The sequence below is a fragment of the Mycobacterium sp. MYCO198283 genome (assembly GCF_021213805.1).
Taxonomy (GTDB): Bacteria; Actinomycetota; Actinomycetes; order Mycobacteriales; family Mycobacteriaceae; genus Mycobacterium.
The window spans coordinates 19,418-43,803 of sequence record NZ_JAJQJI010000010.1 but is presented as its reverse complement, the minus strand read 5'-3'; the positions used below and the strand labels follow the sequence as shown (position 1 = coordinate 43,803).

The 24,386-nt window shown below is 70.9% G+C and carries 22 protein-coding genes; 9 read left to right on the top strand and 13 right to left on the bottom strand.

The features are described 5' to 3' along the window. Nucleotides 1-13: 13 nt before the first annotated feature. The gene (locus LV457_RS18015; RefSeq protein WP_232172899.1) at nt 14-532 is read right to left on the bottom strand and encodes a hypothetical protein; all 519 of its coding nucleotides are present in this window, start codon (nt 530-532) and stop codon (nt 14-16) included. 95 nt (nt 533-627) lie between these two features. Here LV457_RS18015 and LV457_RS18010 point away from each other — a divergent pair, with 95 nt between their 5' ends. After that, nucleotides 628-1,218 (top strand): TetR/AcrR family transcriptional regulator, encoded by a 591-nt coding sequence (locus tag LV457_RS18010; protein WP_232172898.1) that lies wholly within the window; start codon nt 628-630, stop codon nt 1,216-1,218. Here LV457_RS18010 and LV457_RS18005 read toward each other — a convergent pair. From LV457_RS18005 to LV457_RS17990, 4 genes are read right to left on the bottom strand one after another with little or no spacing between them, the layout of a single operon-like run. Continuing rightward, a complete protein-coding gene (locus tag LV457_RS18005; RefSeq protein WP_232172897.1) occupies nt 1,215-1,475 on the bottom strand; it encodes a cytochrome C oxidase subunit IV family protein in 261 nt (86 codons plus the stop codon). The genes LV457_RS18010 and LV457_RS18005 overlap by 4 nt on opposite strands. A gap of 14 nt (nt 1,476-1,489) precedes the next feature. Continuing rightward, nucleotides 1,490-2,095, bottom strand: coding sequence for a cytochrome c oxidase subunit 3 (locus LV457_RS18000; protein ID WP_374198887.1), 606 nt, complete (start codon nt 2,093-2,095; stop codon nt 1,490-1,492). Continuing rightward, nucleotides 2,076-2,813 carry a hypothetical protein gene (locus LV457_RS17995; RefSeq protein ID WP_232172895.1) on the bottom strand — a complete coding sequence of 246 codons (738 nt, stop codon included), beginning with the start codon at nt 2,811-2,813 and terminating at the stop codon, nt 2,076-2,078. The genes LV457_RS18000 and LV457_RS17995 overlap by 20 nt, the downstream gene beginning before the upstream one ends. After that, the gene (locus LV457_RS17990; RefSeq protein ID WP_308192219.1) at nt 2,810-3,535 is read right to left on the bottom strand and encodes a hypothetical protein; all 726 of its coding nucleotides are present in this window, start codon (nt 3,533-3,535) and stop codon (nt 2,810-2,812) included. The genes LV457_RS17995 and LV457_RS17990 overlap by 4 nt, the downstream gene beginning before the upstream one ends. A gap of 130 nt (nt 3,536-3,665) precedes the next feature. On the opposite strand from LV457_RS17990, the gene LV457_RS17985 reads away from it, so the two are divergent. From LV457_RS17985 to LV457_RS17975, 3 genes are all read left to right on the top strand, one after another. Then, entirely contained in the window at nt 3,666-4,031 is a 366-nt protein-coding gene (locus LV457_RS17985) for a hypothetical protein (RefSeq protein WP_232172894.1), read from the top strand. 215 nt (nt 4,032-4,246) lie between these two features. After that, nucleotides 4,247-4,918, top strand: a complete 672-nt coding sequence (locus tag LV457_RS17980) for a DUF4393 domain-containing protein (RefSeq protein WP_232172893.1) — start codon at nt 4,247-4,249, stop codon at nt 4,916-4,918. Then, entirely contained in the window at nt 4,915-6,153 is a 1,239-nt protein-coding gene (locus LV457_RS17975) for a DUF445 domain-containing protein (RefSeq protein WP_232172892.1), read from the top strand. The genes LV457_RS17980 and LV457_RS17975 overlap by 4 nt, the downstream gene beginning before the upstream one ends. Nucleotides 6,154-6,159: 6 nt before the next feature. On the opposite strand, the gene LV457_RS17970 is transcribed toward LV457_RS17975, so the two are convergent. The 6 genes from LV457_RS17970 to LV457_RS17945 form a co-directional block, all read right to left on the bottom strand. Next, nucleotides 6,160-6,588: a hypothetical protein gene (locus tag LV457_RS17970; RefSeq protein ID WP_232172891.1), complete on the bottom strand. Its 429-nt coding sequence runs from the start codon at nt 6,586-6,588 to the stop codon at nt 6,160-6,162. An 80-nt stretch (nt 6,589-6,668) separates the two neighbouring features. Next, entirely contained in the window at nt 6,669-7,433 is a 765-nt protein-coding gene (locus LV457_RS17965; RefSeq protein WP_232172890.1) for a hypothetical protein, read from the bottom strand. Between the two features lie 4 nt (nt 7,434-7,437). Continuing rightward, on the bottom strand, nt 7,438-8,148 hold the full coding sequence (locus tag LV457_RS17960) for a hypothetical protein (RefSeq protein ID WP_232172889.1): 711 nt from the start codon (nt 8,146-8,148) through the stop codon (nt 7,438-7,440). Beyond that, nucleotides 8,145-8,975: a hypothetical protein gene (locus LV457_RS17955; protein WP_232172888.1), complete on the bottom strand. Its 831-nt coding sequence runs from the start codon at nt 8,973-8,975 to the stop codon at nt 8,145-8,147. Before LV457_RS17955 ends, LV457_RS17960 begins: the two co-directional genes overlap by 4 nt. Nucleotides 8,976-9,232: 257 nt before the next feature. Then, a complete protein-coding gene (locus LV457_RS17950; protein ID WP_232172887.1) occupies nt 9,233-9,763 on the bottom strand; it encodes a DoxX family protein in 531 nt (176 codons plus the stop codon). Nucleotides 9,764-9,812: 49 nt separating this feature from the next. Continuing rightward, nucleotides 9,813-10,247 carry a hypothetical protein gene (locus LV457_RS17945; RefSeq protein ID WP_232173016.1) on the bottom strand — a complete coding sequence of 145 codons (435 nt, stop codon included), beginning with the start codon at nt 10,245-10,247 and terminating at the stop codon, nt 9,813-9,815. 115 nt (nt 10,248-10,362) lie between these two features. Between LV457_RS17945 and LV457_RS17940 the strand changes: the two genes are divergently transcribed. Next, nucleotides 10,363-10,782: a ChaB family protein gene (locus tag LV457_RS17940; protein WP_232172886.1), complete on the top strand. Its 420-nt coding sequence runs from the start codon at nt 10,363-10,365 to the stop codon at nt 10,780-10,782. 3 nt (nt 10,783-10,785) lie between these two features. On the opposite strand, the gene LV457_RS17935 is transcribed toward LV457_RS17940, so the two are convergent. Beyond that, nucleotides 10,786-11,259, bottom strand: a complete 474-nt coding sequence (locus LV457_RS17935) for a hypothetical protein (protein WP_232172885.1) — start codon at nt 11,257-11,259, stop codon at nt 10,786-10,788. Between the two features lie 54 nt (nt 11,260-11,313). Then, the gene (locus LV457_RS17930) at nt 11,314-12,621 is read right to left on the bottom strand and encodes a nitrate/nitrite transporter (protein ID WP_232172884.1); all 1,308 of its coding nucleotides are present in this window, start codon (nt 12,619-12,621) and stop codon (nt 11,314-11,316) included. A gap of 106 nt (nt 12,622-12,727) precedes the next feature. Between LV457_RS17930 and LV457_RS17925 the strand changes: the two genes are divergently transcribed. The 4 genes from LV457_RS17925 (at nt 12,728) to LV457_RS17910 (ending at nt 24,296) form a co-directional block, all read left to right on the top strand. Next, on the top strand, nt 12,728-13,480 hold the full coding sequence (locus LV457_RS17925; protein ID WP_232172883.1) for a MerR family transcriptional regulator: 753 nt from the start codon (nt 12,728-12,730) through the stop codon (nt 13,478-13,480). A gap of 69 nt (nt 13,481-13,549) precedes the next feature. After that, nucleotides 13,550-14,251 (top strand): DUF1906 domain-containing protein, encoded by a 702-nt coding sequence (locus tag LV457_RS17920; RefSeq protein ID WP_232172882.1) that lies wholly within the window; start codon nt 13,550-13,552, stop codon nt 14,249-14,251. Nucleotides 14,252-14,709: 458 nt separating this feature from the next. Continuing rightward, complete coding sequence (locus tag LV457_RS17915; RefSeq protein ID WP_374198886.1) at nt 14,710-23,907, top strand: fatty acid synthase subunit beta domain-containing protein; 9,198 nt, start codon at nt 14,710-14,712, stop codon at nt 23,905-23,907. Then, nucleotides 23,904-24,296 carry a holo-ACP synthase gene (locus LV457_RS17910; protein ID WP_232172881.1) on the top strand — a complete coding sequence of 131 codons (393 nt, stop codon included), beginning with the start codon at nt 23,904-23,906 and terminating at the stop codon, nt 24,294-24,296. The genes LV457_RS17915 and LV457_RS17910 overlap by 4 nt, the downstream gene beginning before the upstream one ends. The last annotated feature ends 90 nt before the right edge of the window (nt 24,297-24,386 follow it).

Genomic DNA, 24,386 nt, shown 5'->3' with positions numbered 1-24,386 from the left:
GGGGGGTGGGGCGTCAGGCCAGCCGCACGGCCGTCCAGGGCATCCGGATGCGGGTCTCGCGGCTGCGGCCGCAGGCCCCGCTGGGCCCGCTGGTGATGTCCTCGCCGGCGAAGGTGTTGGTGTTGTACGGGTCCTGCAGGCCCGTCGCGACGTCCACCGAGTAGAACCGGAACATCTGCAGGCCGTCGAATTTCGCGCCGTCGGCGCAGGTGATCCATCCGGGGATGCTGCGTTTGACCCACCAGGAGCCGCCGGCCCGGTAGATCGGCGCCTCCCAGCCCTGATCGCTCTTGACGGTGCCGGTGCAGTCGACCGGCGAACTGCACGTGGTCTGCACGGTCCAGGTGCTGCGGACCTGCGCCTGGTCCTCGTACCGCTCGTTGGTCTTCGCCCACTGGCCGTTCGAGAACACCGTGAACGTGCCGTTGATGCCCCACGACTCGTCGGCGCCGGCGACGGCCGGGGAGACCAGGCCCGCGGCGAGCAGTCCGGCCAGGGCGGCGGTTCCGACGGTGGACCGCAGTGCGCTCATCGCTGCTCCTCGGGAGGGACGTTCTCGACCGTTGAGAATAACAATTCCGGAACCGCCGCGGAGGCGAACGGCGGCTGGTCGGATACGTTCGACCCGTGGACAAGCCGTGGGCGGCGCGCAGCCCGCTGACGCCGGCGCCCCGGACGGCGGCGCAGTCGCGCATCCTCGCCGCAGCGCTCGACCTCATCGCCGAGCACGGCGTCAGCGGGACCTCGCTGCAGATGATCGCCGACCGCGTCGGCGTCACCAAAGCCGCGGTCTACCACCAGTTCAGGACGAAGGACGAAATCGTCATCGCCGTCACCGAGGACGAACTGACGGCACTGCAGGACGCGCTCGACGCCGCCGAGGCCGAACCGGACCGGCTGCGGGCGCGGTCGGTGCTGCTGACGCGGGTGGTCGAGGTCGCGGTCGCCCGGCGGCGGTGGGTCGTCACGCTGCAGCACGACCCGGTCATCATCCGGCTGCTGGGTCGCCACGAGCCGTTCCAGCGATTCATCGACCGGCTCTACCGCGTGCTGCTGGGGGAGGAGGACGCCACCGCGGCGTCGATGGTGCGCGCCGCGATCTTCTCCGCGGTGATCGGCGGCACCGTGTCGAGCCCGATCGTCGCCGACATCCCCGACGCCGAGCTCCGCGACGAGCTGCTCACGACGCTGCGCCGGCTGCTCGAACTGCCCGGCTAGCCCAGACAGAGCGCGAGCACCGTCGCGAAGAACGCCACCAGCCAGCCGTCGGCGGTAACCCGCAGCCACCGCGGCCCGCGGCGCACCTCCATGAAGCTGCGCATGATGACGCGCACCTTGACCAGCGCGATCCCGAGGACGCCGAGCGTCACCGCGGTCGTGGCGTGCGAGCCGCCGTGCCCGGCGAGCCACCACGACAGCACCGTCACCGCCGACAGCAACGCCCACGCCGCCGTCAACCGGGCGCTCGTCGTCATCGGCACCACCGGCCTCACCTCACCAGGTAGATCAGCGCGAAGATCAGCACCCACAGCATGTCCACCATGTGCCAGTAGACGGCGCCCGACTCGACGACGCGGATCCGCCGCAGCCGCTCGTCGGTCAGCTCGCGCAGCACGACGCCGACGATCAGCAGGCCGAGCAGCACGTGCGACAGGTGGACCCCGGTGAGCATGTAGTAGAAGCTGAAGAACTCGCTGCCGACCAGGGTGTGGCCCCGGCTCACCTCGGCCGACCACTCCGCGAGCTTGACGACCACGAAGACCAGCCCACACCCGCCGCCGCCCGCCGTGAGCCGTCGCGCGCGACGGTGATCGCCCGCCCGCGCCGCCTGCACGCCCAGCGCCACCAGCCACGAGCTGCTCAACAGCACCAGCGTGTTGACGACGCCGATGGTGGCGCTCAGCTGGTGCTGCCCGGTGAGGAAGCCGTCGCGGTCGGCGCTGCGGTGCACCAGGAAGATGACGAAGTACGCCGAGAAGATGAGGATGTCGCCGAGCACGAAGAACCACATGCCGCCGCTGCCCTGCAGCCCGGCCGTCGCCGGGTCGGCTCGCACGCCGGCGTCGGGCACCGCCTCAGTCGTCAACGCGCTCACCCGCCCGGTCCTGCCGCACGGCGCGCAGCAGCAGCGCGATCAGACAGCCCTCCCAGAAGCCGAAGATCGCCGTCCCCATCCAGAAGCTGATCGAGCCGTCCCACGCGAACGCGCCGTCGGTGAACAGAAACACCGGCGCCGCCATGATCTCGGTGACGATCTGCCAAATGGTGACGTAGGCGATCCACGTCGGGAAGACGCCGTTGCGGTCGAGGAACACCGCCAGCGCGAACACCAGGTAGGCCGTGGAGAAACAGCCGAGCGAGCCGACGAAGGTGAGGAGCCCGACGTCGTAGAGCAACGCCAGCAGTTGCGGGTCCCGATCGGGCCGCAGCACCGCGGCGAGGAAGGCGAACGCCGCGAGCAGACAGCCCGGGACGGCGCCGACGGCGAGCGCGCCGATGTAGGCGTAGGCCCACACCGAGCCGACCGACATGCGTGTGATCTGGTAGGCGATCAGGCCGTTGGCCCAGGCGGCCCACCCGATGACCACCATCAGCACGCCGAACCCGAGCTTGATGGTCAGCGTGTGCTCGGCGAAGAAGTCGACGATCTGCTCGACCGGCTTGTCCGGTCGCGGCGGCGGCATCACCCGGGTCAGCACCACGAAGATCAGCCCGAACAGCGTGTAGAAGACCGGCAGCGTCCACCACACGATCACCAGGTCGGTGCGCGCCGGCTGTGCGGCGGCGGTCGGGGTGGTGACGGCCGTGCTCACGACGCCACCAGGGCGCGTTCGGCCGCGGCGTGCTCCTCGCGGGCCTGCTGCTCGATCGCCCGCCGCAGCACCGCGAACATCACGACGAGGAACACCCCGTAGGCGACGATCCGCAGCCAGAACGACACCACCCCGTCCCAGGCCAGCGGCCCGCTGGTCACCACCGCGGCACCGGCCGACGGCGTGATCGCGGCGGCGACCGCGAGGCTGAACCAGGCGACCCATTTCGGGAACACCGGCTCGGCTCGCGTGTCGAGGCGCACCGCGAGCGCGAGGCACACCAGCTGCGCGACGATCATGCCGACCGGGGCGCTGAAGACGATCCATGCCAGGTCGTTGAGCAAGACCACGAGCGCCGGATCGCGCTCGGGGCGGAACGCCGCCAGCAGCCACATCAGGTCGGCGATGGCGAACAGCGTGGCGCCGGACGCCGCACCGGCCAAGAAGCAGTAGGCGAACACCGGGCTCGGGGTGGCCATCCGCTTCATGTGGACGACGATGAGCATGAAGAACGGCACCAGCATGACGCCGAAGAGGTTGAACGTGATCATGCTGAACCGGATCATCGCCGCGTGCTGCCGGTAGAAGTCGGCGACCTCCGCGGCGGACCACCGCGGTGACATCGGCGGGAAGAACCCCGGGAACGCCGCAAAGGCGACCGCGAACACGACCGCGACGCCGGCGGTCATCCAGAGCGTGATCCGTTGCGCGGCGAGCATCATGGGCCGTCCTTCGTCGGGAGCGCCCCGAGAGTAGCCGATCGGCTAGTTCGGGCTCAAGGATCCGCTCTCGGAAAGCAAGAACTGGCTTCTCGGTTGTGCCAGACTGGACGGCGTGCGATGGATTCCTGCGATGGCGGCGGCCGCAGTGGTGGCCGGCGGGCTGCTCACCGCGCCACCGGTCGCGGCCGAACCACTCAACAGCTGTGACGATCCGTTCTGCGTTCCGGGCATCGCGCCCAACGTCGTCCTCGGGTCGTACTGCTCGAACACCACCTACTACGTGTTCGGCACCACCTCGTGGGGACGGCTGGTGTTCTGCGGATCGCCGCGGCGCTACGAGCCGCGGTGGTTCCGGTCACCGAAGATGATGGGCATCAAGGTCGAGGGCACCAGCTGCACCAACCTCGACAACACCGTCGCCCAGGCCCCCGACGGCCTGTTCCTGGCCTGCGTGGCGCAGAACGGCGCCAGCACCTGGCAGCGCGGCGACCTGTAACCATTCCGCCGCGCACCGGTCGACGAATATCGAACGCTCCGGTAAAGCGGCGTCCGCCGTGCGGCCCGAAATGCACGCATATCGCACCGTCGACGAATAAATCGTATTCGACGGTCGGCGATCCGGCGTTTCACGGTGGCGGCGGGCGGCACGCCCTAGCATCCGTTCCATGTGCGGTGACGATGCGGTTTCCGGCCCTGCGCTGTCGGCCTGACGTGGCGGTCCACCAGGTGATGTTGGTCGCGCTGCACGCCGCCGGACGGTCTGTCGGGCGGTCGCCGGTGGTCAACGACGTCCTCACGGTGTTGGCCGACGCCGAACGCACGGTCATCAAGGCCGTTCGCGCCCACCTCGCGGCCGTCGACCCGCCGCCCGAAGCGCCGGCCGGAAGTCAGCTCCCGCCGCCGCGGCCCGAGCCCGTCGAGCTGATGCGGACGCTGCTGGACCAAAGCATGTACAACCGTCCCGCCGACAGCCGAACGGCGTTGTACGCGAACCTCATCGGGGACATGGTGCCCGACGAGGCGCGGATCCTCGCGGCGCTCTCCGACGGCACGGCCTACCCCGTCATCGACGTCGCCGAACCGATGCTCGGCACCAGCTCCGCGGTCGTCCTGTCCAACGCGTCCACCGTGGGCCGCGCCGCGGGCGTCTCGCTGCCCGATCGCACGCCGCTCTACGTCAGCAGGCTGGTGCTGGCCGGACTCGCCCACATCGGACCCGAGGGTCCGAACACGATGTTCGACGACTACGAGATGCTGCTCACCGACGCCGCCGTCAACGCCGCCATCGGCAGGGCCCGCCGCGGAATGCGATCGGCCCGGGTCATCCGGCGCACCGTGCGGATCACCGAACTGGGATCCGAATTATGGGAGGCGGCCACATGACGATCGACTGGAGTAATACGTTCACCTATCCGTGGTGGGTGTACGTCACCATTCCGCTCGGCGCTGCGCTGGTCGGTTGGGCGACGAAGATTCTCGCACTCAAGATGATGTTCTATCCCGTCGAATTCAAGGGCATCAAGCCCTATCTGGGATGGCAGGGCCAAATTCCGAAGCGCGCTCCGAAAATGGCGGCCGTGGCGGTCGATTCGCTCACGTCGGGGATCATCGATCCGGTCGAGATGTTCGACAAGATCGATCCCGACGAGCTGGTGCAGGAGCTGGGGAAGCCCCTGCAGGCCGCGGCCCGCGACATCGTCGACACGATGATGATGGCGCTCCAACCGCAGGTGTGGCGTGCCACCCCGGACCAGGTCAAAGACCTCATCGTCGCCAACGTGAACAGCCGCATCCCCGCGGCGTCGCGCGGCATGTTCGAGGAACTGCGCGGCCAGGTCGATCAGATCTTCGACATCAAGCACATGGTCGTCAGCAACCTGGTGCGCGACAAAGCCACACTGAACAGCGTCTTCCAGGACATCGGGAAATCGGCATTCCGCTTCCTGATCCGGGCGGGTCTGTGGTTCGGCTTCATCATCGGCCTGGTGCAGGTGCTCGTCTTCGGTGTCACGGGATGGACGTGGACGCTTCCGGCGTTCGGCTTGCTGACCGGTGGGCTCACCGACTACGTCGCGCTGCAGATGATCTTCCGCCCGCTGCAGCGGCGAACGATCTTCCCGGGGTTCAGGTGGCAGGGCGTCTTCCAGGCCGATCGCGACGAGGTGATCCGCGGCTACGCCGCCCTGATGGCAAGGGAGATCTTCACGCCCAAGTCGATCATGGAGAGCATGCTGACCGGTCCGATGTCGGACAAGTTCTTCGACATCATCCAGGTGGAGATCCGCAAGACGATCGACTCGCAACTCGGTGCCGCGGTGCGCATCATCAACGCCGTGGGCAGCCGGCAATACCAGCAGATGAAGCAGCGGATCGCCGACACCGTCATCGCGAAGCTGCCGGAGACGTCGACCTACATCGAGGAATACTTCGAGAAGCGCCTGCGACTTGAGGACATGATGATCGAGAAGATGGGTCAGCTCGATGCGCAGTCCTACGAGAACCTGCTGCGCCCCGCGTTCAAGGATGACGAATGGATCATCGTGGTGCTCGGCGCCGCGCTCGGCTTCCTGTTCGGTGAACTGCAGGCGGAGCTGATCGTGCTGCTCGCCGCGCGCTGACCGGCGCTACCAGTTCCGCAGCGCGCAGAGCACGCCCTGCTCGCCGTCTTTCGAGACCACGACCACGCCGTCGACCTCGATCTCGCAGTGCATGCCGGCGTCCACCGCGTGCGGGCGGGTTCCGTTGTTGACCGCGACCATGGCCCACCGTCCCGGATTGCGCAGCCGGGTGTCGATGCTCCACGGCTGGTCGGGACCGGTGACCACGTACACGTTGGTCATGTAGGGGAAGCCGTCGGCCGCGCTCCACTCGGTGAAGTTGTTCGGCTCCGCGCTGGGATACCAGATGTCGGACTTGGTGACGTCGCGGGTGGTCACGGTGTAGCGGACGAGGTGCTCGGGCTCGTCGGCCGCCGCGACGGGCGCGCCGGCACCGGCGGTGGCCGCCAACGCGGCGGCGGTGACGGCCAGCGATGCGATCCGTCGCGGTGCCATGCGCAACCCCTCACTCACCGATAGTCAGGTTCTCGTAGGAGAAGAGTAATCCTCGCCGGCGGCCGGCGGATCCGAACGCCTCAGCCGACGAACTCCACCTTCGACATCTTGAGCCGGTCGCCCTCCCGCGTCATGGTGACGCTGATGGCGAAGTCGCGCTGCTTGCGATCCGGCGCGTTCGGATCGGCGAGCCGGGAGGTGGCGGCCACCAGGACCACCGCCGAGTCGGCCGACACCGACTCCACGGCCGTGGCGCCGACGGTGGTCTCGGTCGCGACCTTGCTGTTGCCGAACGTCCCGGGAAGGTTTGCGAGCTCGAACTCCTCCTTGAAGTCGCCCGTCGAGTTGTCGAGGACGTTGCGCACCCAGGCGCCGGGGTCGCCGGCGTCGAGCGACATCAGCGTCACGATGTTCTGGCGCGCCGCGGCGGCGAACTCGGCGGAGAGCTGGTCGTCGGCCTGGCGCTTCCGGTGGTGGACGATCATGAGATAGCTCGCCGCCAGCAGCGCGCAGACCGCCAGCACCGTGAGCGTGGCCAGCACCACCCGCACGGTGAAGCGCCACCGCTCGGCGCGGTCGACCGGCGGCGCGAAAGCCGGCTCGACGTCGGCGATGTCGGTGTCCTCGCCGTCGGTCTCCCCGTTGTCGGTGTCCCCGTCGCGGGCCGCCAGCGTCAGCGTGTCGACGGGCCCCCGTCGCGTGCGCATCGCCCGCGCCCGGGCCCGGGCGGCGGCGGCCGCCTCCTCGGCGGCCCGCGCCTCGGCTTCGGCCTGCTCGGCCAGAGCCAGCGCCCGCGCGGCGGCGTCCCCGTCGGGCGGGTCGGCCGGATCAAGCTCAGCCACCACCGGCCTAGACCGGCTCGAACTTCGAGATCAGCCACGAGTTGTTCACCCGGTTGAGGCTGACCTTGACGCTGCTCGAGGTGAGCGCCGGCTGCGGCCGCTCGTTGCTGGTCTGCGATTCGTTGATGAACACCAGCACTGTCGCACTGTTCGGCGTGATGTCCGAGACCGCAGCCCGAGTGACCGTCGCGGTGTTGTTGAGGCCTTTCTGCCGCACGGCCGGCACCACGATGCTCTGCACGTAGTCGCCGTAGTAGTCGAGAAACTCGCCGGTCAGCTGCGCCTTGGCGGCGGCAAAATCCTGCTCCACGGTGTCCGGCTTGTACGACAGCACCGCGATGGTGCCCGACTTCGCGGCCTCGACCGCGGCGTTGCGGGCGGCCGTGTCGGTCAACTGGTCCGGGCGGTACGTCGAGAAGTACAGCCAGCCGGCCAGGGCGGCCGAGCCGATGAGCGCCAGCGCCAGCAGCACCGGCAGCAGCGGGATGCGGGCGGTGCGCACCCGCCCGGTCGACGTCTCGCTGCCGGCGGCGGTGTCGTCGGCAACAGTGTCGTCGTCGGCGGTCGCGGTGTCGTCGGCGGTCGCGGTGTCGTCGTCGGCGGCGGTGTCGGCGGCAACAGTGTCGTCGGCGGCCGGCAGCTGTTCCGGCTCGTCGGGATCGGGGCCGGACGAGGTGTCGCGCTCCTCGAGCGACGACTCCGATGGCGTGATCTTCACAGCAGGAACTCGACTTTCGACATCTTGAGCTCGTTGTCCTCGCGGACGACGGTGACGGCGAAGCGGAAGGGACGCGGCTGTCCCTTTGCTCCGGCCGCATTGGTGACCTCCTCGGTGGAGGTCACCAGCACCACGGCCTCGTTGCGGCTCAGCGATTGGATGGCGGTGGCGTTGACGGTGCCCTTGGTGACGACCTGCGAACCCTGGACCACCTTCGTGAAATCTGCGGCACGCTGCTCGAAGTCGTCCTTGAACGACCCGGTCGAGGTGTCGACGATCCGCTGCACGTCGGCTTCGGCGGTGGTGAAGTTCAACGTCGTCAAAGCCACCACGCCACGCTCCGCGGCGGCGGTGAACTCGGCGGCGAGCTGGTCTTGAGCCGCCACTTCCCGGTGGTGCCACACCATCCAGCCGCTGGCGGCCAGCAGCGCCGCGGTGAGCAGGATCGTCACGGTCGCCGCCAGCCGAGCCGGCGACGGCCGCTCGATGCGGCGCAGGGCCGCCGGCATTCTGACCCGCCGCCGGGTGGGTGAGGGCTCGGCGTCGGCTGTGTCGTCCGGCAGCTCGCCGGCGGCCGTGCCGTCCTCTGCCGTGCCGTCCTCGGCCGTGCCGTCCCCGGCTTTCGCGTCCTCGGTGGCGCCTTCTTCGACGGCCGGCTCCGCCGCGGCGGCGCGCAGGGCTTCTTCGGCCTGTTTACGCAGCCGCAACGCCCGGGCCCGTGCCCGCGACGCCTCGGCGGCGGCCTCGGCCGCCTGGGCGTCCGCTTCGGCCTCGTCGGCGATCAGTTCGACCTCGGCGGCGTCGTCCGCACCGTCACGCAGCGCCACCGCGCTCCGGGCGCTCCTGGGCCAGCGATGCTTCGCATTCTTCGGCTTCGCCATGAGCCCCTCAGTGCACGGGACGGCAAGTGACCGGGATGCGCATGTGCATCGTCGCCTCCTGCTGTGATCCGATGGTCGGCTGCCGGAGAGGAACGTTACCACCAGCAGTGTGACCCAGATCGCTGCCCCGGCTAAGGGGAGCGCTTAAACACCTCGTGAACTGCGGAAATAGCGTTTCCCGAAAGAGAGAACTGTGCGCTCGCTCAGCCGGTCTTCGCGGGCGGCCGATAGAAGATGGCCAGTTGCCCGATGCCGCCGGCCAGGCCCAGCCCCACCGCGATCACCAGTCCCCACCAGCCGTGCAGCAGGTCGTAGAAGTCCGAACCCGAGAACAGCAGGTGGTCCAAGCTGTAGCGACCGGGACCAACTGTGGCCACCGCGACGGCGGCGACCGCCAGCACGAGATTGTATTCCCAGCCCTGCTTGACGATGAAGAACCCGTTGCCGCGGTGCACCGTCCAGGCTGCGACGAGCATCAGGGCGACGAAGCCCGCCGCGGGGATCGGCGTCAAGAGCCCGGCCGCGAGCCCGACCCCGGCCGCCAGCTCCGTGGTCGCCGCGACGCGGGCGTGGAAAATGCCGGGCCTCATGCCGATGCTGTCGAACCAGCCGGCGGTGCCGGGGATGCGCCCGCCGCCGAAGAACTTGTTGTAACCGTGGGCCGCCATGGTCAACCCGAGCACGACCCGCAGGATCAGCAGGCCGGCGTCGGCGGCGGAGGTGTCGACAATCATGGCCTGGAATGTAAAGCACGGCCGCGGCCGCTCCAAGGGCTGGGACGGTTCAGGTGTCCTCGGGCGTCGCCTCGTGACCCGACCGGCCGTCGGTGCGGCGGTCCTGCTTCATCTCGGCTTCGTAGACGTGCCGCACGCCCTGCTGCAGCTGGTCGCGCACCCGCTGCTCCTCGGCGCGGAACACCGACCAGTAGTTGTCGTCGAAGTCCTCGACGATTTGGAACGTCCAGCGGCCCCGCAGCACGTTGCGGCCCAGCACCTCGCGTTCGAGCCGCTCCGCGACGTCGCCGTGGCCGGCTTTGCGCAGCATTTCGCAGCCGTCGCCGAGCAGCAGGTCGGCGCGGCCGAGCAGCCGGTGGAACCCGTAGAGGCGGCCGCGGGCCTCCTCCAGCGCCTCCAGGGCTTCGGACACCTTGCCGACCGCCTCGACGGTGGCATCGTCGACGCCCGCCGGCCGGCGGTTCAACCCCTGTGTCCGCTCGATCTCCTCGGCTGTGCTCACCCCGGCTCCATACCCACTGCCCGGCCGCGCAATCACCGGCGTTTTTGCGCTCGCCACGCCGGGTAGCCGACGCTCAGCCGCAGGGAGGAACGTCCAGATGCCCAAGACCACCAAGCGAGGCGACGCCAAGAAGAGCGAGCTGCCCAGCACGCTGCGAAAGTCCGACGACAAGGCGCAGCGGACGTTCGCCAAGGCGCACGACGCCGCCGCCGAGCAGTACGGCGATTCCGAGCGCGCGCACCGCGTGGCCTACAGCGCGCTCAAGCACAGCTACGAGAAGGTCGGCGACCACTGGGAGGAGAAGGACTCGAAGGGGCCCTCCGATCAGCGCGCGCAAAGCGGCGGCCCGAACGCCGCCGGGGAGACGGCCGAGGGCGTCAACGCCAACGCCACCAAGAAGCACCTGCTGGACATCGCGCGCCGGCTCGACATCTCCGGGCGCTCGTCGATGGACAAGGCGCAGCTCGTCGACGCCATCAAGAAGGCCAACCGCCGCGAGTCGGCACGCAACCGCTGACGGCTACATCCGGATCAGGTTGAACGGGTAGGTGTAGGAGCCGCCCGGCTGGTTCCCGCAGTTGACGTCGAATGAGCTGACCAGCGTGCCCGCCAGGGTCACCGGGTCCCAGGTGTAGACGTCGTGGGTGGGGATCACCGGGCCGTAGTAGATGTTGTCGCACCGCAGGCCGTCGGGCACGTCGACCGTCAGCGTGTAGCGTCCGTCGGGGCCGGGACGTGCGTCGCCGTTCCACTGGAATGCCTTGGCGATGGGCTGCGGCACGCCCTGGATTTTGACGCACTCGGGACTGAACGGCACGCACGGCGACACCGTCCAGATCCAGGTGTGGAAGTCGTACCGGTCGGGGATCCGGATGTCGTAGTTGCCCTTCAGCATGTACGGCCCTGCCTGTGACGCCGGGGCGAACGCCACGCCCGCAACGGCCAGCACGCCGATGACCCCCACCGTCCACATCCGCCGCAGCCACGTCGTCACGTCGCCGATTCTAGCGGCGAACGAGAATGCGGTTATCGCTTCGGACGTAACCGGTTACCACTTCGGGAGGCGGTCGTTGAGGAAGCGCATCTGACGGACCTGGCCGTGCTCGAACCCCTCGAGCAGCAGGCGCTCGTCGTCGATCTCGTACAGCGTCGACCGGGCCTTGCGGCGGGTGATCAGGATGCCGACCGCCGCGAGCGCCCATACGGCGTACTGCACGGCCCACGCCCACCGGAACGCCTCGAACGAATAGCCGCCCGCCGCACCGATGATCATGCCCATCGCCTGCATGACCAGCAGCGACGCCACGAAGCCGCCCATGTTGACCATGCCCTGCGCGGTGCCCAGCGTCGTGCTCGGGTTGAAGGTCCGCGCGAGGTCGAAGCCGACCATCGACCCGGGCCCGCCCACGGAGATGACGGCCACGAGCAGCACGAGGAGCCACCGCGGCGCCGGCGCGGGCAGCAGCAGCACCACGGTCCACATCAGCGCGTTGCTGACGACGATGCCGAGCACGATGCGGGAGCGGCGGTGCGGATACCGGCCGGTGAGCAGGCCGATCACCACGCCGGCCGCGATGGCGGTGATCACCGACAGGGTGAGCAGGCCGCCCGCCGCGGTGGTGGAGACGCCCTGCGCTTCGGTCAGGTACGGCACGCCCCACATGAGCGCGAAGACGGTCACCGAGAACTGCGTGCCCATGTGGGCGAAGAAGCCGAGGCGGGTCCCGGCTCGCAGCCAGGTCGTCCGCACGTTCCGCAGCGTCTCGCGCGCCGAGAAGGCGGTCCGGGACTGGGCCGGGCCGTGCGGGGTGTCGCGCACGAGTGCCAGCGTCAGCGCAACCGACAGCACCCCGAACGCGGCCGCCGACAGGTACGCAGTGGTCCATCCGGCCGCGAGCAGCAGCGACAGGAACGGCACCGCCGACAGCACCTGCCCGAGCTGCCCGCAGATGCCGGTCAGCTGGGTCACCAGCGGGATGCGCTGCGGCGCGAACCAGAACGGCACCAGCCGCAGCACCGAGATGAACGTCATCGCATCGCCGAGGCCGAGGACGGCCCGGGCGCCGATGGCGATCGGCAGCGATTCGGTCAGCGCCAGCGCCAGCTGGCCGGCCGCCATGAAGAGGCCGCCGATCGCGATCATCGCCCGCGACCCGAACCGGTCGAGCAGCAGCCCGGCCGGCACCTGCGCGGCGGCGTACACGACGACCTGCAGCACCACGAAGGTCGACAGCACGCCGGGGCTGGCACCGAACCGGTCGGCGGCGGCGATGCCGGACACCCCGAGCGTCGTCCGGTCTTGGACCGCCACGATGTATGCGAGCAGCCCGACACCCCAGACGATCCACGGTCGCACGCTGTCTCGTTACCCCGTCGCCGCCCCGCTCACGCGCGGCGCGCTCCGGGCCCCGCGACGCCTACCATCAATTGCATGCAAATCCGTCGTCCGAGTCGGCCCCTCGGTGGCTGAGTACCGGATCGACGACCTGGCGCGCCTCTCCGGGGTGAGCCAGCGCAACATCCGCGCTTACCGCGAGCGCCATCTGCTCGAACCGCCGCGCAAGGTGGGACGCACGGCGCTCTACAGCGACGTGCACCTGGCGCAGGTGCGGCTCATCAGTGACCTGTTGGGACGCGGCTTCAAGTCCAGCCACATCGCCCAATTCCTCGCGGGCGCACGCGACGGGCACGACCTGGCCGACGTCCTCGGCTTCCGGGAGGTCATGTTCGGGCCGTGGCGCGGCGGGCTGACCGACGGGCCGACGACCGTCACGCCGGAGCATCCGCGGCGCACCGAGCTGCCGGTGGCCGCGGATCACCCGGCCGTGCGGCGGCTGGTGGAGCTGGGCATCGCGACGGTCTCGCCCGCCGGGGCCGTCCTGGTCGACGAGGAGATCGCGCGCCTGGTGCTCTCACCGCCGGGCGTCGAGCACTACCTGCGGGTCGCCGTCGAGGTGTGCGACGCCGCGCAGGCCGGGATCGAGCGGCTGGCCGCGGACGTGGTGGCCGCGCTGCGGAGCCGGGTCGTCGGGCTGCTCGGCGAGTCGTTCCTTCCCGATCCGCAGCAGCTGGGCGACGTGGTCGCCGTGGTGTCCGATCACCGCGATCTCGGCGGCCGGGTCGTCGCCCGGCGGTTGGACGCGGCGTTGCGGCAGCAGGTGGTGGCCGCGCTGTCGGAGTACACGGCCTCGCTGATGGCGGGCAGCGCGGAGTGAGCCGGCTGTTGCAGGTGTGACCCGTGGCGTTACCGGGGCGCAAGTGGTTTACGGCGTACCCTGCTGCTCGTGTCGATCCCGCGCCGGACCGTGCTGAAAGCGGCCGTGGCGGCGCCGGTTCTCGGCCTGGCCGCCGCGCCGCCGGCGGCGGCCGCACCGCTGGGCGTGCTCCTCGACTACGCGGCCGGCGTGCTCAGCGCCCGCGACATCCGGGCGTCGGGGGCCGTCGGCGTCATCAGGTACGTCTCGGACCGCCGGCCCGGCGGCGACTGGATGCTGGGGAAGCCGATCCTGCTGGGCGAGGCCCGTGAGCTGTACCGGAACGGGCTGAAGATCGTGTCCTGCTATCAGTTCGGCAAGCAGGATTCCGCCGATTGGCTCGGCGGGCACGCGGCGGGGATCCGGCACGCCCAGCGCGGCTGGGAACTGCACGTGGCGGCCGGCGGCTCCTACGGGGCGCCGGTGTACGCCTCGATCGACGACGACCCGTCGCTCGAGCAGTACAAGCGGCAGGTCGCACCGTACCTGCGGGGCTGGGAAGCGGTGCTCGGGCATCAGCGGGTCGGCGTGTACGCCAACTCCAAGACCATCGAGTGGGCGGTGCAGGACGGCCTCGGCTCGTGGTTCTGGCAGCACAACTGGGGGTCGCCGGGGGGCGTTGCCCACGCCGCGGCGCACCTGCACCAGGTGGAGATCGACAAGCGGAAGGTCGGCGGTATCGGCGTCGACGTCAACCACATCCTCAAGCCCCGCTTCGGGCAGTGGGACTGAACGCGGCACAGCGCTGTCAGCAAACATCTTTAGCGCATTTTCGCGCTTCGGCGAACACTCGTAGCCCGAGCAGGCGCTTGGGTGGCCGCCGAGGGCAACGCGAGCGAGCCCGAAATTTCGAGGTAACGATTCGATAACGGTCCGGCCGTCACCTGCGACGTTGCACCTACTGCTGCGTAACCGCCGTCTTGCAGGACGTTTGTCCGGTGGGCGGACAGGTGTTCACCGGCTCCGCGTTATCGATCGGTCGGTTACCGCGGCGTAGAACTCGCCAGTAACCATTTCGCGGCCCATGATGGCGCTGGTTCTTATGACACTCTTAGTGCGGATGCGAGTTCCCCGGACCCGGGGGACGGGCGGGCTCGCCGGACCTGACGCCGACTTCCTTCCCGGGGTTCGATGCCGAATCAGCCGTTCCGCCACCGCATGCGACGAGACGCTCCGAGGGGTTTTCACACGTGACGATGTACGAGTACGACGCAGTCCCCGCCGGCCGCCAGGACAGCGGCGGGGCCGGTGGGTACGCCCTCGTCGACCGCTTGAGCGCCGGCGAACCCTTCGCCGTCGCCTTCGGCGGTCAGGGCAGTGCCTGGCTGGAGACGCTCGAAGAACTCGTGTCGGCCACCGGCATCGAATCCGAACTCGCCACCCTGGCCGGTGAGGCCGACCTGCTCCTGCAGCCGGTGGCGCACGAGCTGGTGGTCGTCCGCCCCATCGGTTTCGAGCCGCTGCGCTGGGTCCGCGCGCTGGCCGCCGAGGACGCCACCCCCACCGCCAAGCAGCTGACGTCGGCAGCGGTGTCGGTGCCTGGGGTGCTGCTCACCCAGATCGCCGCCGTCCGCGCGCTGGCCCGCCAAGGGCTCGACCTGACCGCGACCGCGCCCGTTGCGGTGGCCGGCCACTCGCAGGGCGTGCTCGCCGTCGAGGCGCTGCGCGCCGCCGGGGAGCGCGACGTCGAGCTGCTGGCGATGGCCCAGCTCATCGGGGCCGCGGGCACGCTGGTGGCACGCCGGCGAGGCATCGCCGCGATGGGTGACCGCCCGCCGATGCTGTCGGTGTCCGGCGTCGACCCCGAGCGCATCTACGAGCTCCTCCAGGACTTCTCCGACGACGTCCGCACGGTGCTGCCGCCGGTGCTGTCGATCCGCAACGGCCGCCGCTCGGTGGTCATCACCGGCACGCCCGAGCAGCTCTCACGGTTCGAGCTCTACTGCGAGCAGATCGCCGCCACCGAGGCCGCCGAGCGCAAGAACAAGCTGCGCGGCGGCGCGGTTTTCTCGCCGGTGTTCGAGCCGGTGGCCGTCGAGGTCGGCTTCCACACGCCGCGCCTCGGCGATGCCGTCGAGCTGGTCGGCCGGTGGGCCGAGATTGTCGGCCTCGACGCGCCGCTCGCCCGGTCGCTGGCCGATGCGATCCTGGTCCAGCAGGTCGACTGGGTCGACGAGGTCACCGAACTCCACGACGCCGGCGCGCGGTGGATCCTGGACCTGGGACCCGGCGACATCCTCACCCGGCTCACCGCACCCGTCGTCCGCGGCCTGGGCGTCGGCATCGTGCCGGCCGCCACCCGCGGCGGGCAGCGGAACCTCTTCACGATCGGCGCGGTCCCCGAGGTGGCGCTGCCGTGGTCCAGCTACGCCCCGCAGCTCGTGCGGCTGCCGGGCGGCGAGGTCAAGCTCGCCACGAAGTTCACCCGGCTCACGGGCCGCTCGCCGATTCTGCTCGCCGGCATGACACCCACCACGGTCGACGCGAAGATCGTCGCCGCGGCCGCCAACGCCGGGCACTGGGCCGAACTGGCCGGCGGCGGCCAGGGCACCGAGCAGATCTTCGACGACCGGATCGCAGAGCTGGTCGAGCTGCTCGAGCCGGGCCGCGCGTTCCAGTTCAATTCGCTGTTCCTCGACCCGTACCTGTGGAAGCTGCAGGTCGGCGGCAAGCGGCTGGTGCAGAAGGCCCGCCAGTCGGGCGCCCCGATCGACGGCCTGGTGGTCACGGCGGGCATCCCGGACCTCCAGGAGGCCGTCGACCTCATCGACGAGCTCAACAGCGTCGGCATCAGCCACGTGGTGTTCAAGCCCGGCACCGTCGAGCAGATCCGCTCGGTCATCCGCATCGCCGCCGAGGTGTCGAACTCCCCGGTGATCGTGCACGTCGAGGGTGGGCGCGCGGGCGGCCACCACAGCTGGGAGGACCTCGACGACCTGCTGCTGGCGACGTACTCCGAGCTGCGGTCGCGCGCCAACATCACGGTGTGCGTCGGCGGCGGCATCGGCACGCCGGAGCGGGCCGCCGAATACCTGTCGGGGCGCTGGTCGGAGGCCTACGGCTACCCGGCCATGCCCGTCGACGGCATCCTCGTCGGCACCGCCGCGATGGCCACGCTGGAGGCCACCACCTCCCCGGCGGTCAAGCAGCTGCTCGTCGACACCCCCGGCACCGACCAGTGGGTGGGCGCCGGCAAGGCGCAGGGCGGCATGGCCTCGGGCCGCAGCCAGCTCGGCGCCGACATCCACGAGATCGACAACGCCGCGTCGCGCTGCGGCCGATTGCTCGACGAGGTCGCCGGTGACGCCGACGCGGTCGCGGCCCGCCGCGACGAGATCATCGCCGCGATGGCCGGCACGGCCAAGCCCTACTTCGGCGACGTCGCCGACATGACCTACCTGCAGTGGCTCACCCGGTACGTCGAGCTCGCGATCGGCGACGGCGACAGCACCGCCGACACCCGGCGCGCCGACAGCCCATGGCTCGACGTCACCTGGCGCGACCGGTTCGCCCAGCTGCTGCAGCGCGCCGAGGCCCGCCTCGACCCGGCCGACTCCGGGCGCATCGAGACGCTCTTCGCGGACCCCGCGCTGCTCGAGGATCCGCAGCGGGCGATCGCCGCGCTCGTCGACCGCTACCCCGACGCCGCCGACGTCGTCCTGCATCCGGCCGACGTGCCGTTCTTCGTCACGCTGTGCAAGACGCCCGGCAAGCCGGTGAACTTCGTGCCGGTCATCGACAAGGACGTGCGCCGCTGGTGGCGCAGCGACTCGCTGTGGCAGGCCCACGACGCCCGCTACACCGCCGACCAGGTGTGCGTCATCCCCGGCACCGCCGCCGTCGCCGGCATCACCCGCGTCGACGAGCCCGTCGGCGAGCTGCTCGACCGCTTCGAGCAGGCCGGCGTCGACGAGCTGCTCGCCGCCGGCGCGCAGCCCACCGACGTCACCGCACGCCGGCGCGGGCGCCCGGACGTCACCGGTCCGCTGGCCGTCGCGCTCGACGCGCCGGACGTGCTGTGGGCCGGCCGCACCGCCACCAACCCGGTGCACCGCATCGCCGCCCCCGCGGACTGGCAGGTGCGCTCCGACGGTGAAGGCCTGCGCGCCGCCCATCCGTCCACCGGCGCCCGGCTCACCGTCGACGACGACGGCGCCGTCCGGCTGTCGGTGCCGCTGTCGGGCACCTGGATCGACATCCGGCTGACGCTGCCGGCGAGCACCGTCGACGGCGGGGCGCCGATCGTCACCACCGAGGACGCCGCCACCGCGATGCGCGCGGTGCTCGCGATCGCTGCCGGTGCCAACAGCCCGGAGGCGCTGCCCGAGGTGCAGGACGGCACCGCCAGAGTCACCGTCGCGTGGGATCCCGAGGCGGTGGCCGACCACACCGGCGTCACCGCCGCCTTCGGCGCCCCACTGGCGCCGGGTCCGTCGATCGTGCCCGATGCGCTGGTCGGCGCTTGCTGGCCGGCGGTCTTCGCCGTGATCGGTGCAGCGCAGACCGACGCCGGCTTCCCGGTGGTCGAAGGTCTGCTGAGCCTGGTGCACCTCGACCACGCCGCCCGCCTCACCGGCGCGCTGCCGAAGGAGCGCACCGAGCTCGCCGTCACCGCGACCGCCGCGACGGCCACCGACACCGAGGTCGGCCGCGTCGTTCCGGTGACGGTGACCATCGCCGCGCCGGACGGCACGGTGCTGGGCACGCTCGAGGAGCGGTTCGCGATCCGGGGCCGCAGCGGCGCCGCCGAGCTCACCGACCCGGTGCGCGCCGGCGGTGCGCTGTCGCCGAACGCCGCCGACACCCCGCGCCGTCGCCGCCGTGACGTCGCGGTCACCGCGCCGGTCGACATGCGGCCGTTCGCGATGGTCTCCGGCGATCACAATCCGATCCACACCGACCGCGCCGCCGCGCTGCTCGCCGGCCTGCCCGGCCCCATCGTGCACGGGATGTGGCTGTCGGCCGCGGCCCAGCATGCCGTCACGGCCACCGACGGCCAGGCCCGCCCGCCGGCGCGCCTGCTCGGCTGGACCGCCCGCTTCCTCGGCATGGTGTCCCCGGGCGACGAGGTGGCCCTGCGCGTCGACCGGGTGGGCATCGACCAGGGCGCCGAGATCGTCGAGGTCTCCGCCAAGGTGGGGCCGGACCTGGTGATGTCCGCGACGGCCCGGCTGGCCGCACCGAAGACCGTCTACGCGTTCCCCGGCCAGGGGATCCAGCACAAGGGCATGGGCATGGAGGTCCGCGCCCGCAGCAAGGCCGCCCGCAAGGTCTGGGACTCCGCCGACACGTTCACCCGCGAGACCCTGGGCTTCTCGGTGCTGCACGTGGTGCGTGACAACCCGACCACCCTGACGGCGTCGGGTGTCCACTACCACCACCCCGAAGGCGTGCTCTACCTGACGCAGTTCACCCAGGTCGCGATGGCGACGGTGGCGGCGGCGCAGGTCGCCGAGATGCGCGAGCAGGGCGCCTTCGTGGAGGACGCCATCGCCTGCGGCCACTCGGTCGGCGAATACACCGCGCTGGCGTGCGTGTCCGGCGTCTACGAACTCGAAGCGCTGCTCGAGGTGGTGTTCCACCGCGGCTCCAAGATGCACGACATCGTGCCGCGCGACGCGAAGGGCCGCTCGAACTACCGGCTGGCCGCCATCCGGCCGTCGCAGATCGACCTGCCCGACGCCGAGGTGCAGGACTTCGTGGCCGATATTGCGGCGCGGACCGGAGAATTCCTGCAGATCGTCAACTACAACCTGCGCGGCTCGCAGTACGCCGTCGCCGGCACGGTCCGCGGCCTGGAGGCGCTGGAGACCGAGGTCGAGCGGCGCCGGGCGCTGACCGGCGGCAAGCGGTCGTTCATCCTGGTGCCCGGCATCGACGTGCCGTTCCACTCGCAGGTGCTGCGCGTGGGCGTCGGGGATTTCCGCCGCGCCCTGGAGCGCGTGATGCCGTCGGGCAAGGACCCCGACCTGATCGTCGGGCGCTACATCCCGAACCTGGTGCCGAGGCCGTTCACGCTGGACCGCGACTTCATCCAGGAGATCCGCGACCTGGTGCCGGCCGAGCCGCTCGACGAGATCCTCGCCGACTACGACACCTGGCGGAACGAGCAGCCGGCCGAACTGTGCCGCAGGGTGGTCATCGAGTTGCTCGCCTGGCAGTTCGCCAGCCCGGTGCGCTGGATCGAGACCCAGGACCTGCTGTTCACCGAGGAGGCCGCCGGTGGTCTGGGCGTCGAGCGCTTCGTCGAGATCGGCGTGAAGTCGTCGCCGACGGTGTCGGGCCTGGCGTCCAACACGTTGAAGCTGCCCGAATACGCCCACAGCACGGTCGAGGTGCTCAACTCCGAGCGCGACGCCGCGGTGCTGTTCGCCACCGACGAAGATCCCGTCGAGGAGCCCGAGGACGTCACCGCGGCGCCGGTCGCCGAAGCGGCGCCGGCGCAAGCCGCCCCGGCCACCGCGGCCGTCGGCGCTCCCCGCCCCGACGACATCGCGTTCGACGCCGCCGACGCCACGGTCGTCCTCATCGCGCTGTCGGCGAAGATGCGGCTCGACCAGATCGAACCGCTCGACTCCATCGAGTCGATCACCGACGGCGCGTCGTCGCGGCGCAACCAGCTGCTGGTGGACCTGGGCTCAGAACTCAACCTGGGCGCCATCGACGGTGCCGCCGAGGCCGACCTCGGTTCGCTCAAGGGCCAGGTGACGAAGCTGGCCCGCACCTACAAGCCGTTCGGCCCGGTGCTGTCCGACGCGGTCAACGACCAGCTGCGCACGGTCCTCGGGCCGTCCGGCAAGCGACCGGGCTACGTCGGCGAGCGCGTCACCAAGACGTGGGAGCTGGGTCCCGGCTGGGCCAAGCACGTCACCGCCGAGGTGGCGCTGGGCACCCGTGAGGGCGTCAGCGTCCGCGGCGGCGCGCTGGGCGGGCTGCACGACGGTGCGCTCGCCGACGTCGCCGCCGTCGACAAGGTCATCGACGCCGCGGTCGCCGCGGTGGCGGCCCGCCGCGGTGTCAGCGTGGCGCTGCCGTCGGCCGGCGGTGCGGGCGGCGGTGTCGTCGACTCGGCGGCGCTCGCCGAGTTCGCCGAGCAGGTCACCGGCCGCGACGGTGTGCTCGCCTCGGCGGCGCGGCTGGTGCTGAGCCAGCTCGGCCTGGACGACACCGTGACGCCGGCCGAATCGGCCACCGACGCCGAGCTGATCGACCTGGTGACCGCCGAGCTGGGGTCGGACTGGCCACGGCTGGTGGCGCCGGCGTTCGACGCCCGCAAGGCGGTGCTGCTCGACGACCGGTGGGCCAGCGCCCGCGAGGATTTGGTCAAGCTCTGGCTCGCCGACGACGACGCCGTCGACCGCGGCTGGCAGCGCTATGCCGAGCAGTTCGAGGGCGCCGGGCACGTCGTCGCCACGCAGGCCAGCTGGTGGCAGGGCAAGGCCCTGGCAGCCGGCCGCACCGTTCACGCGTCGCTGTTCGGGCGCATCGCCGCCGGTGCGGAGAACCCCGGCCGGGGCCGCTACAGCGCCGAGGTCGCCGTCGTCACCGGTGCGTCCAAGGGCTCGATCGCCGCGGCGGTGGCGGGGCTGCTGCTGCACGGCGGCGCGACGGTCATCGCGACCACGTCGCGGCTCGACGACGACCGGCTGGCGTTCTACAAGGACCTGTACCGCGACAACGCCCGCTTCGGCGCGAAGCTGTGGGTGGTGCCCGCCAACATGGCGTCCTACGCCGACATCGACGCACTGGTCAGCTGGGTCGGCAACGAGCAGACCGAGAACCTCGGCCCGCAGTCCATCCACCTCAAGGACGCCCAGACGCCGACGCTGCTGTTCCCGTTCGCGGCGCCGCGCGTGGCGGGCGACCTGTCGGAGGCCGGCTCGCGCGCCGAGCTGGAGATGAAGGTGCTGCTGTGGGCCGTCGAACGGCTCATCGGCGGGCTCTCGGCGATCGGTGCCGAGCGCGACATCGCCTCGCGGCTGCACGTGGTGCTGCCCGGGTCGCCGAACCGCGGCATGTTCGGCGGCGACGGCGCCTACGGCGAGGCGAAGGCCGCGCTCGACGCCGTCGTCACCCGCTGGAAGGCCGAGTCGTCGTGGGCGCAGCGGGTCACGCTCGCGCACGCGCTGATCGGCTGGACCAAGGGCACCGGGCTGATGGGTCACAACGACGTCATCGTCGACGCGGTCGAGCGGGCCGGCGTCGCGACCTACACCCCGGCCGAGATGGCGGCGATGCTGCTCGACCTGTGCGACGTCGAATCGAAGGTGGCCGCCGCGCAGGCGCCGATCGAGGCCGACCTGACCGGCGGGCTCGCCGACGTCACCCTCGACATGGCGGCGCTGGCCGAGCAGGCCCGCGAGCGGATGACGTCCCGGGCCGCGGAGCCGGACGCGCAGGCCGGCACCATCGCCGCGCTGCCGTCGCCGCCGCGCGGGTACACCGCGGCGCCGCCGCCCGCGTGGGACGACCTCGACGTCGACCCCGCCGACCTGGTCGTGATCGTCGGCGGTGCCGAACTCGGCCCGTACGGCTCGTCGCGTACCCGCTACGAGATGGAGGTCGCCGGCGAGCTGTCGGCGGCCGGGGTGCTGGAGCTCGCGTGGACCACCGGGCTGATCACGTGGGAGGACGACCCGAAGCCGGGCTGGTACGACGCCGCCACCGGTGAGCTGGTCGACGAGGCCGAACTGGTCGAGCGCTACCACGACGCGGTCGTCGAGCGGTGCGGCATCCGGGAGTTCGTCGACGACGGCGCCATCGACCCCGATCACGCCTCGCCGCTGTTGGTCTCGGTGTTCCTGGACAAGGACTTCTCGTTCGTCGTGTCCAGCGAGGCCGACGCCCGCGCCTTCGTCGAGTTCGATCCGGCGCACACGGTGATCGCGCCGGTGCCCGCCAGTACCGATTGGCAGGTGACCCGCAAAGCCGGCACCGAGATCCGGGTGCCACGCAAGACCAAGCTGTCGCGCACGGTGGGCGGCCAGATCCCCACCGGGTTCGACCCGACGGTGTGGGGCATCAGCCCCGACATGGCCAATTCGATCGACCGGGTGGCGCTGTGGAACATCGTCGCGACGGTCGACGCGTTCCTGTCGGCGGGCTTCACGCCGAGCGAGCTGATGCGCTGGGTGCACCCGAGCTCGGTGGCCAGCACGCAGGGCACCGGCATGGGCGGCATGACGTCGATGCAGACGATGTACCACGGCAACCTGCTGGGCCGGAGCAAGCCGAACGACATCCTGCAGGAGGTGCTGCCCAACGTCGTTGCCGCACACGTCATCCAGAGCTACGTCGGCAGCTACGGCGCGATGGTCCACCCCGTGGGAGCCTGCGCCACCGCGGCGGTGTCGGTCGAGGAGGGTGTCGACAAGATCCGGCTCGGCAAGGCCGAACTCGTCGTGACCGGCGGCTTCGACGACATGACGCTGGAGGCCGTCACCGGCTTCGGCGACATGGCGGCCACCGCCGACACCGAGATGATGCGGGCCAAGGGCATCAGCGACGGCAAGTTCTCCCGAGCCAACGACCGTCGCCGGCTCGGCTTCGTCGAATCCCAGGGCGGCGGAACGATTCTGTTGGCCCGCGGCGACCTCGCGCTCAAGATGGGGCTGCCGGTGCTGGCGGTCGTGGCGTACGCGCAGAGCTTCGCCGACGGCGTGCACACGTCGATCCCGGCGCCCGGCCTGGGCGCGCTGGGCGCCGGTCGCGGGGGCCGCGATTCGGTGCTGGCGCGGTCGCTGGCCACGCTCGGGGTGAGCGCCGACGACATCGCGGTGGTCTACAAGCACGACACCTCGACGCTGGCCAACGACCCGAACGAGACCGAACTGCACGAGCGGCTCGCCGACGCGCTGGGCCGGTCGCCCGGTGCGCCGATGTTCGTCGTCAGCCAGAAGACGCTCACCGGCCACGCCAAGGGCGGCGCGGCGGTGTTCCAGATGATGGGGCTGTGCCAGGTGCTGCGCGACGGCGTGATCCCGCCGAACCGCAGCCTGGACTGCGTCGACGACGAGCTGGCCAGCTCGGCACACTTCGTGTGGCCGCGCGAGACGCTGCACCTCGGCGAGAAGCTGCCGCTCAAGGCGGGGCTGGTCACCAGCCTCGGCTTCGGGCACGTCTCGGGGCTGATCGCCCTGGTGCACCCGGAGGCGTTCCTCGCCACGCTCGACGCCGACCAGCGCGAGTCGTACCGGCAGCGGTCGGCGCAGCGGGTGCTCGCCGGGCAGCGGCGGCTGGCGTCGGCGATCGCCGGCGGTCGCCCGCTCTACGAGCGGCCCGCCGACCGCCGGTTCGACGCCGACGTGCCGGAGAAGCGCCAGGAGGCCGCGATGCTGCTCGATCCGGCCGCCCGGCTGGGCGCCGGCGACGTCTACGTGCGGTCGTGACGGTCGTCGGGATAGGCATCGACCTGGTGTCGATCCCCGACTTCGCCGAGCAGGTCGACCGGCCGGGCACCGCCTTCGCCGAGACCTTCACCCCGCGGGAGCGCCGGGACGCCGCCGACCGCAGTGCGGTGGCGGCCCGGCACCTGGCGGCGCGGTGGGCGGCGAAGGAGGCGGTCATCAAGGCGTGGTCGGGGTCGCGGTTCGCGCAGCGGCCCGTGCTGCCGGAGCACATCCACCGCGACATCGAGGTGGTCACCGACAACTGGGGCCGGCCGAAGGTGCGGCTCTCCGGCGCCATCGCCGAGCACCTGGCCGACGTCACCATCCACGTGTCGCTGACCCACGAGGGCGACACCGCCGCCGCCGTCGCCATCCTGGAAGCCCGGTAGCTCACCTTCGTTCCCGCGAGCGTGCGTGTCTGTACGCCGACACGCCGCGCTGGGCGTACGCGCGCGCACGCTCGCGGCTGCTGAGGGTGA

Coding starts and splice junctions, on each gene's coding strand:
- LV457_RS17975 (WP_232172892.1), top strand. CDS start 4,915: ATGACGATCGACTGGAGTAATACGTTCACCTATCCGTGGTGGGTGTAC.
- LV457_RS18015 (WP_232172899.1), bottom strand. CDS start 532: ATGAGCGCACTGCGGTCCACCGTCGGAACCGCCGCCCTGGCCGGACTG.
- LV457_RS17990 (WP_308192219.1), bottom strand. CDS start 3,535: ATGATGCTCGCCGCGCAACGGATCACGCTCTGGATGACCGCCGGCGTC.
- LV457_RS17940 (WP_232172886.1), top strand. CDS start 10,363: ATGCCCAAGACCACCAAGCGAGGCGACGCCAAGAAGAGCGAGCTGCCC.
- LV457_RS17950 (WP_232172887.1), bottom strand. CDS start 9,763: ATGATTGTCGACACCTCCGCCGCCGACGCCGGCCTGCTGATCCTGCGG.
- LV457_RS18005 (WP_232172897.1), bottom strand. CDS start 1,475: ATGACGACGAGCGCCCGGTTGACGGCGGCGTGGGCGTTGCTGTCGGCG.
- LV457_RS17970 (WP_232172891.1), bottom strand. CDS start 6,588: ATGGCACCGCGACGGATCGCATCGCTGGCCGTCACCGCCGCCGCGTTG.
- LV457_RS17985 (WP_232172894.1), top strand. CDS start 3,666: ATGGCGGCGGCCGCAGTGGTGGCCGGCGGGCTGCTCACCGCGCCACCG.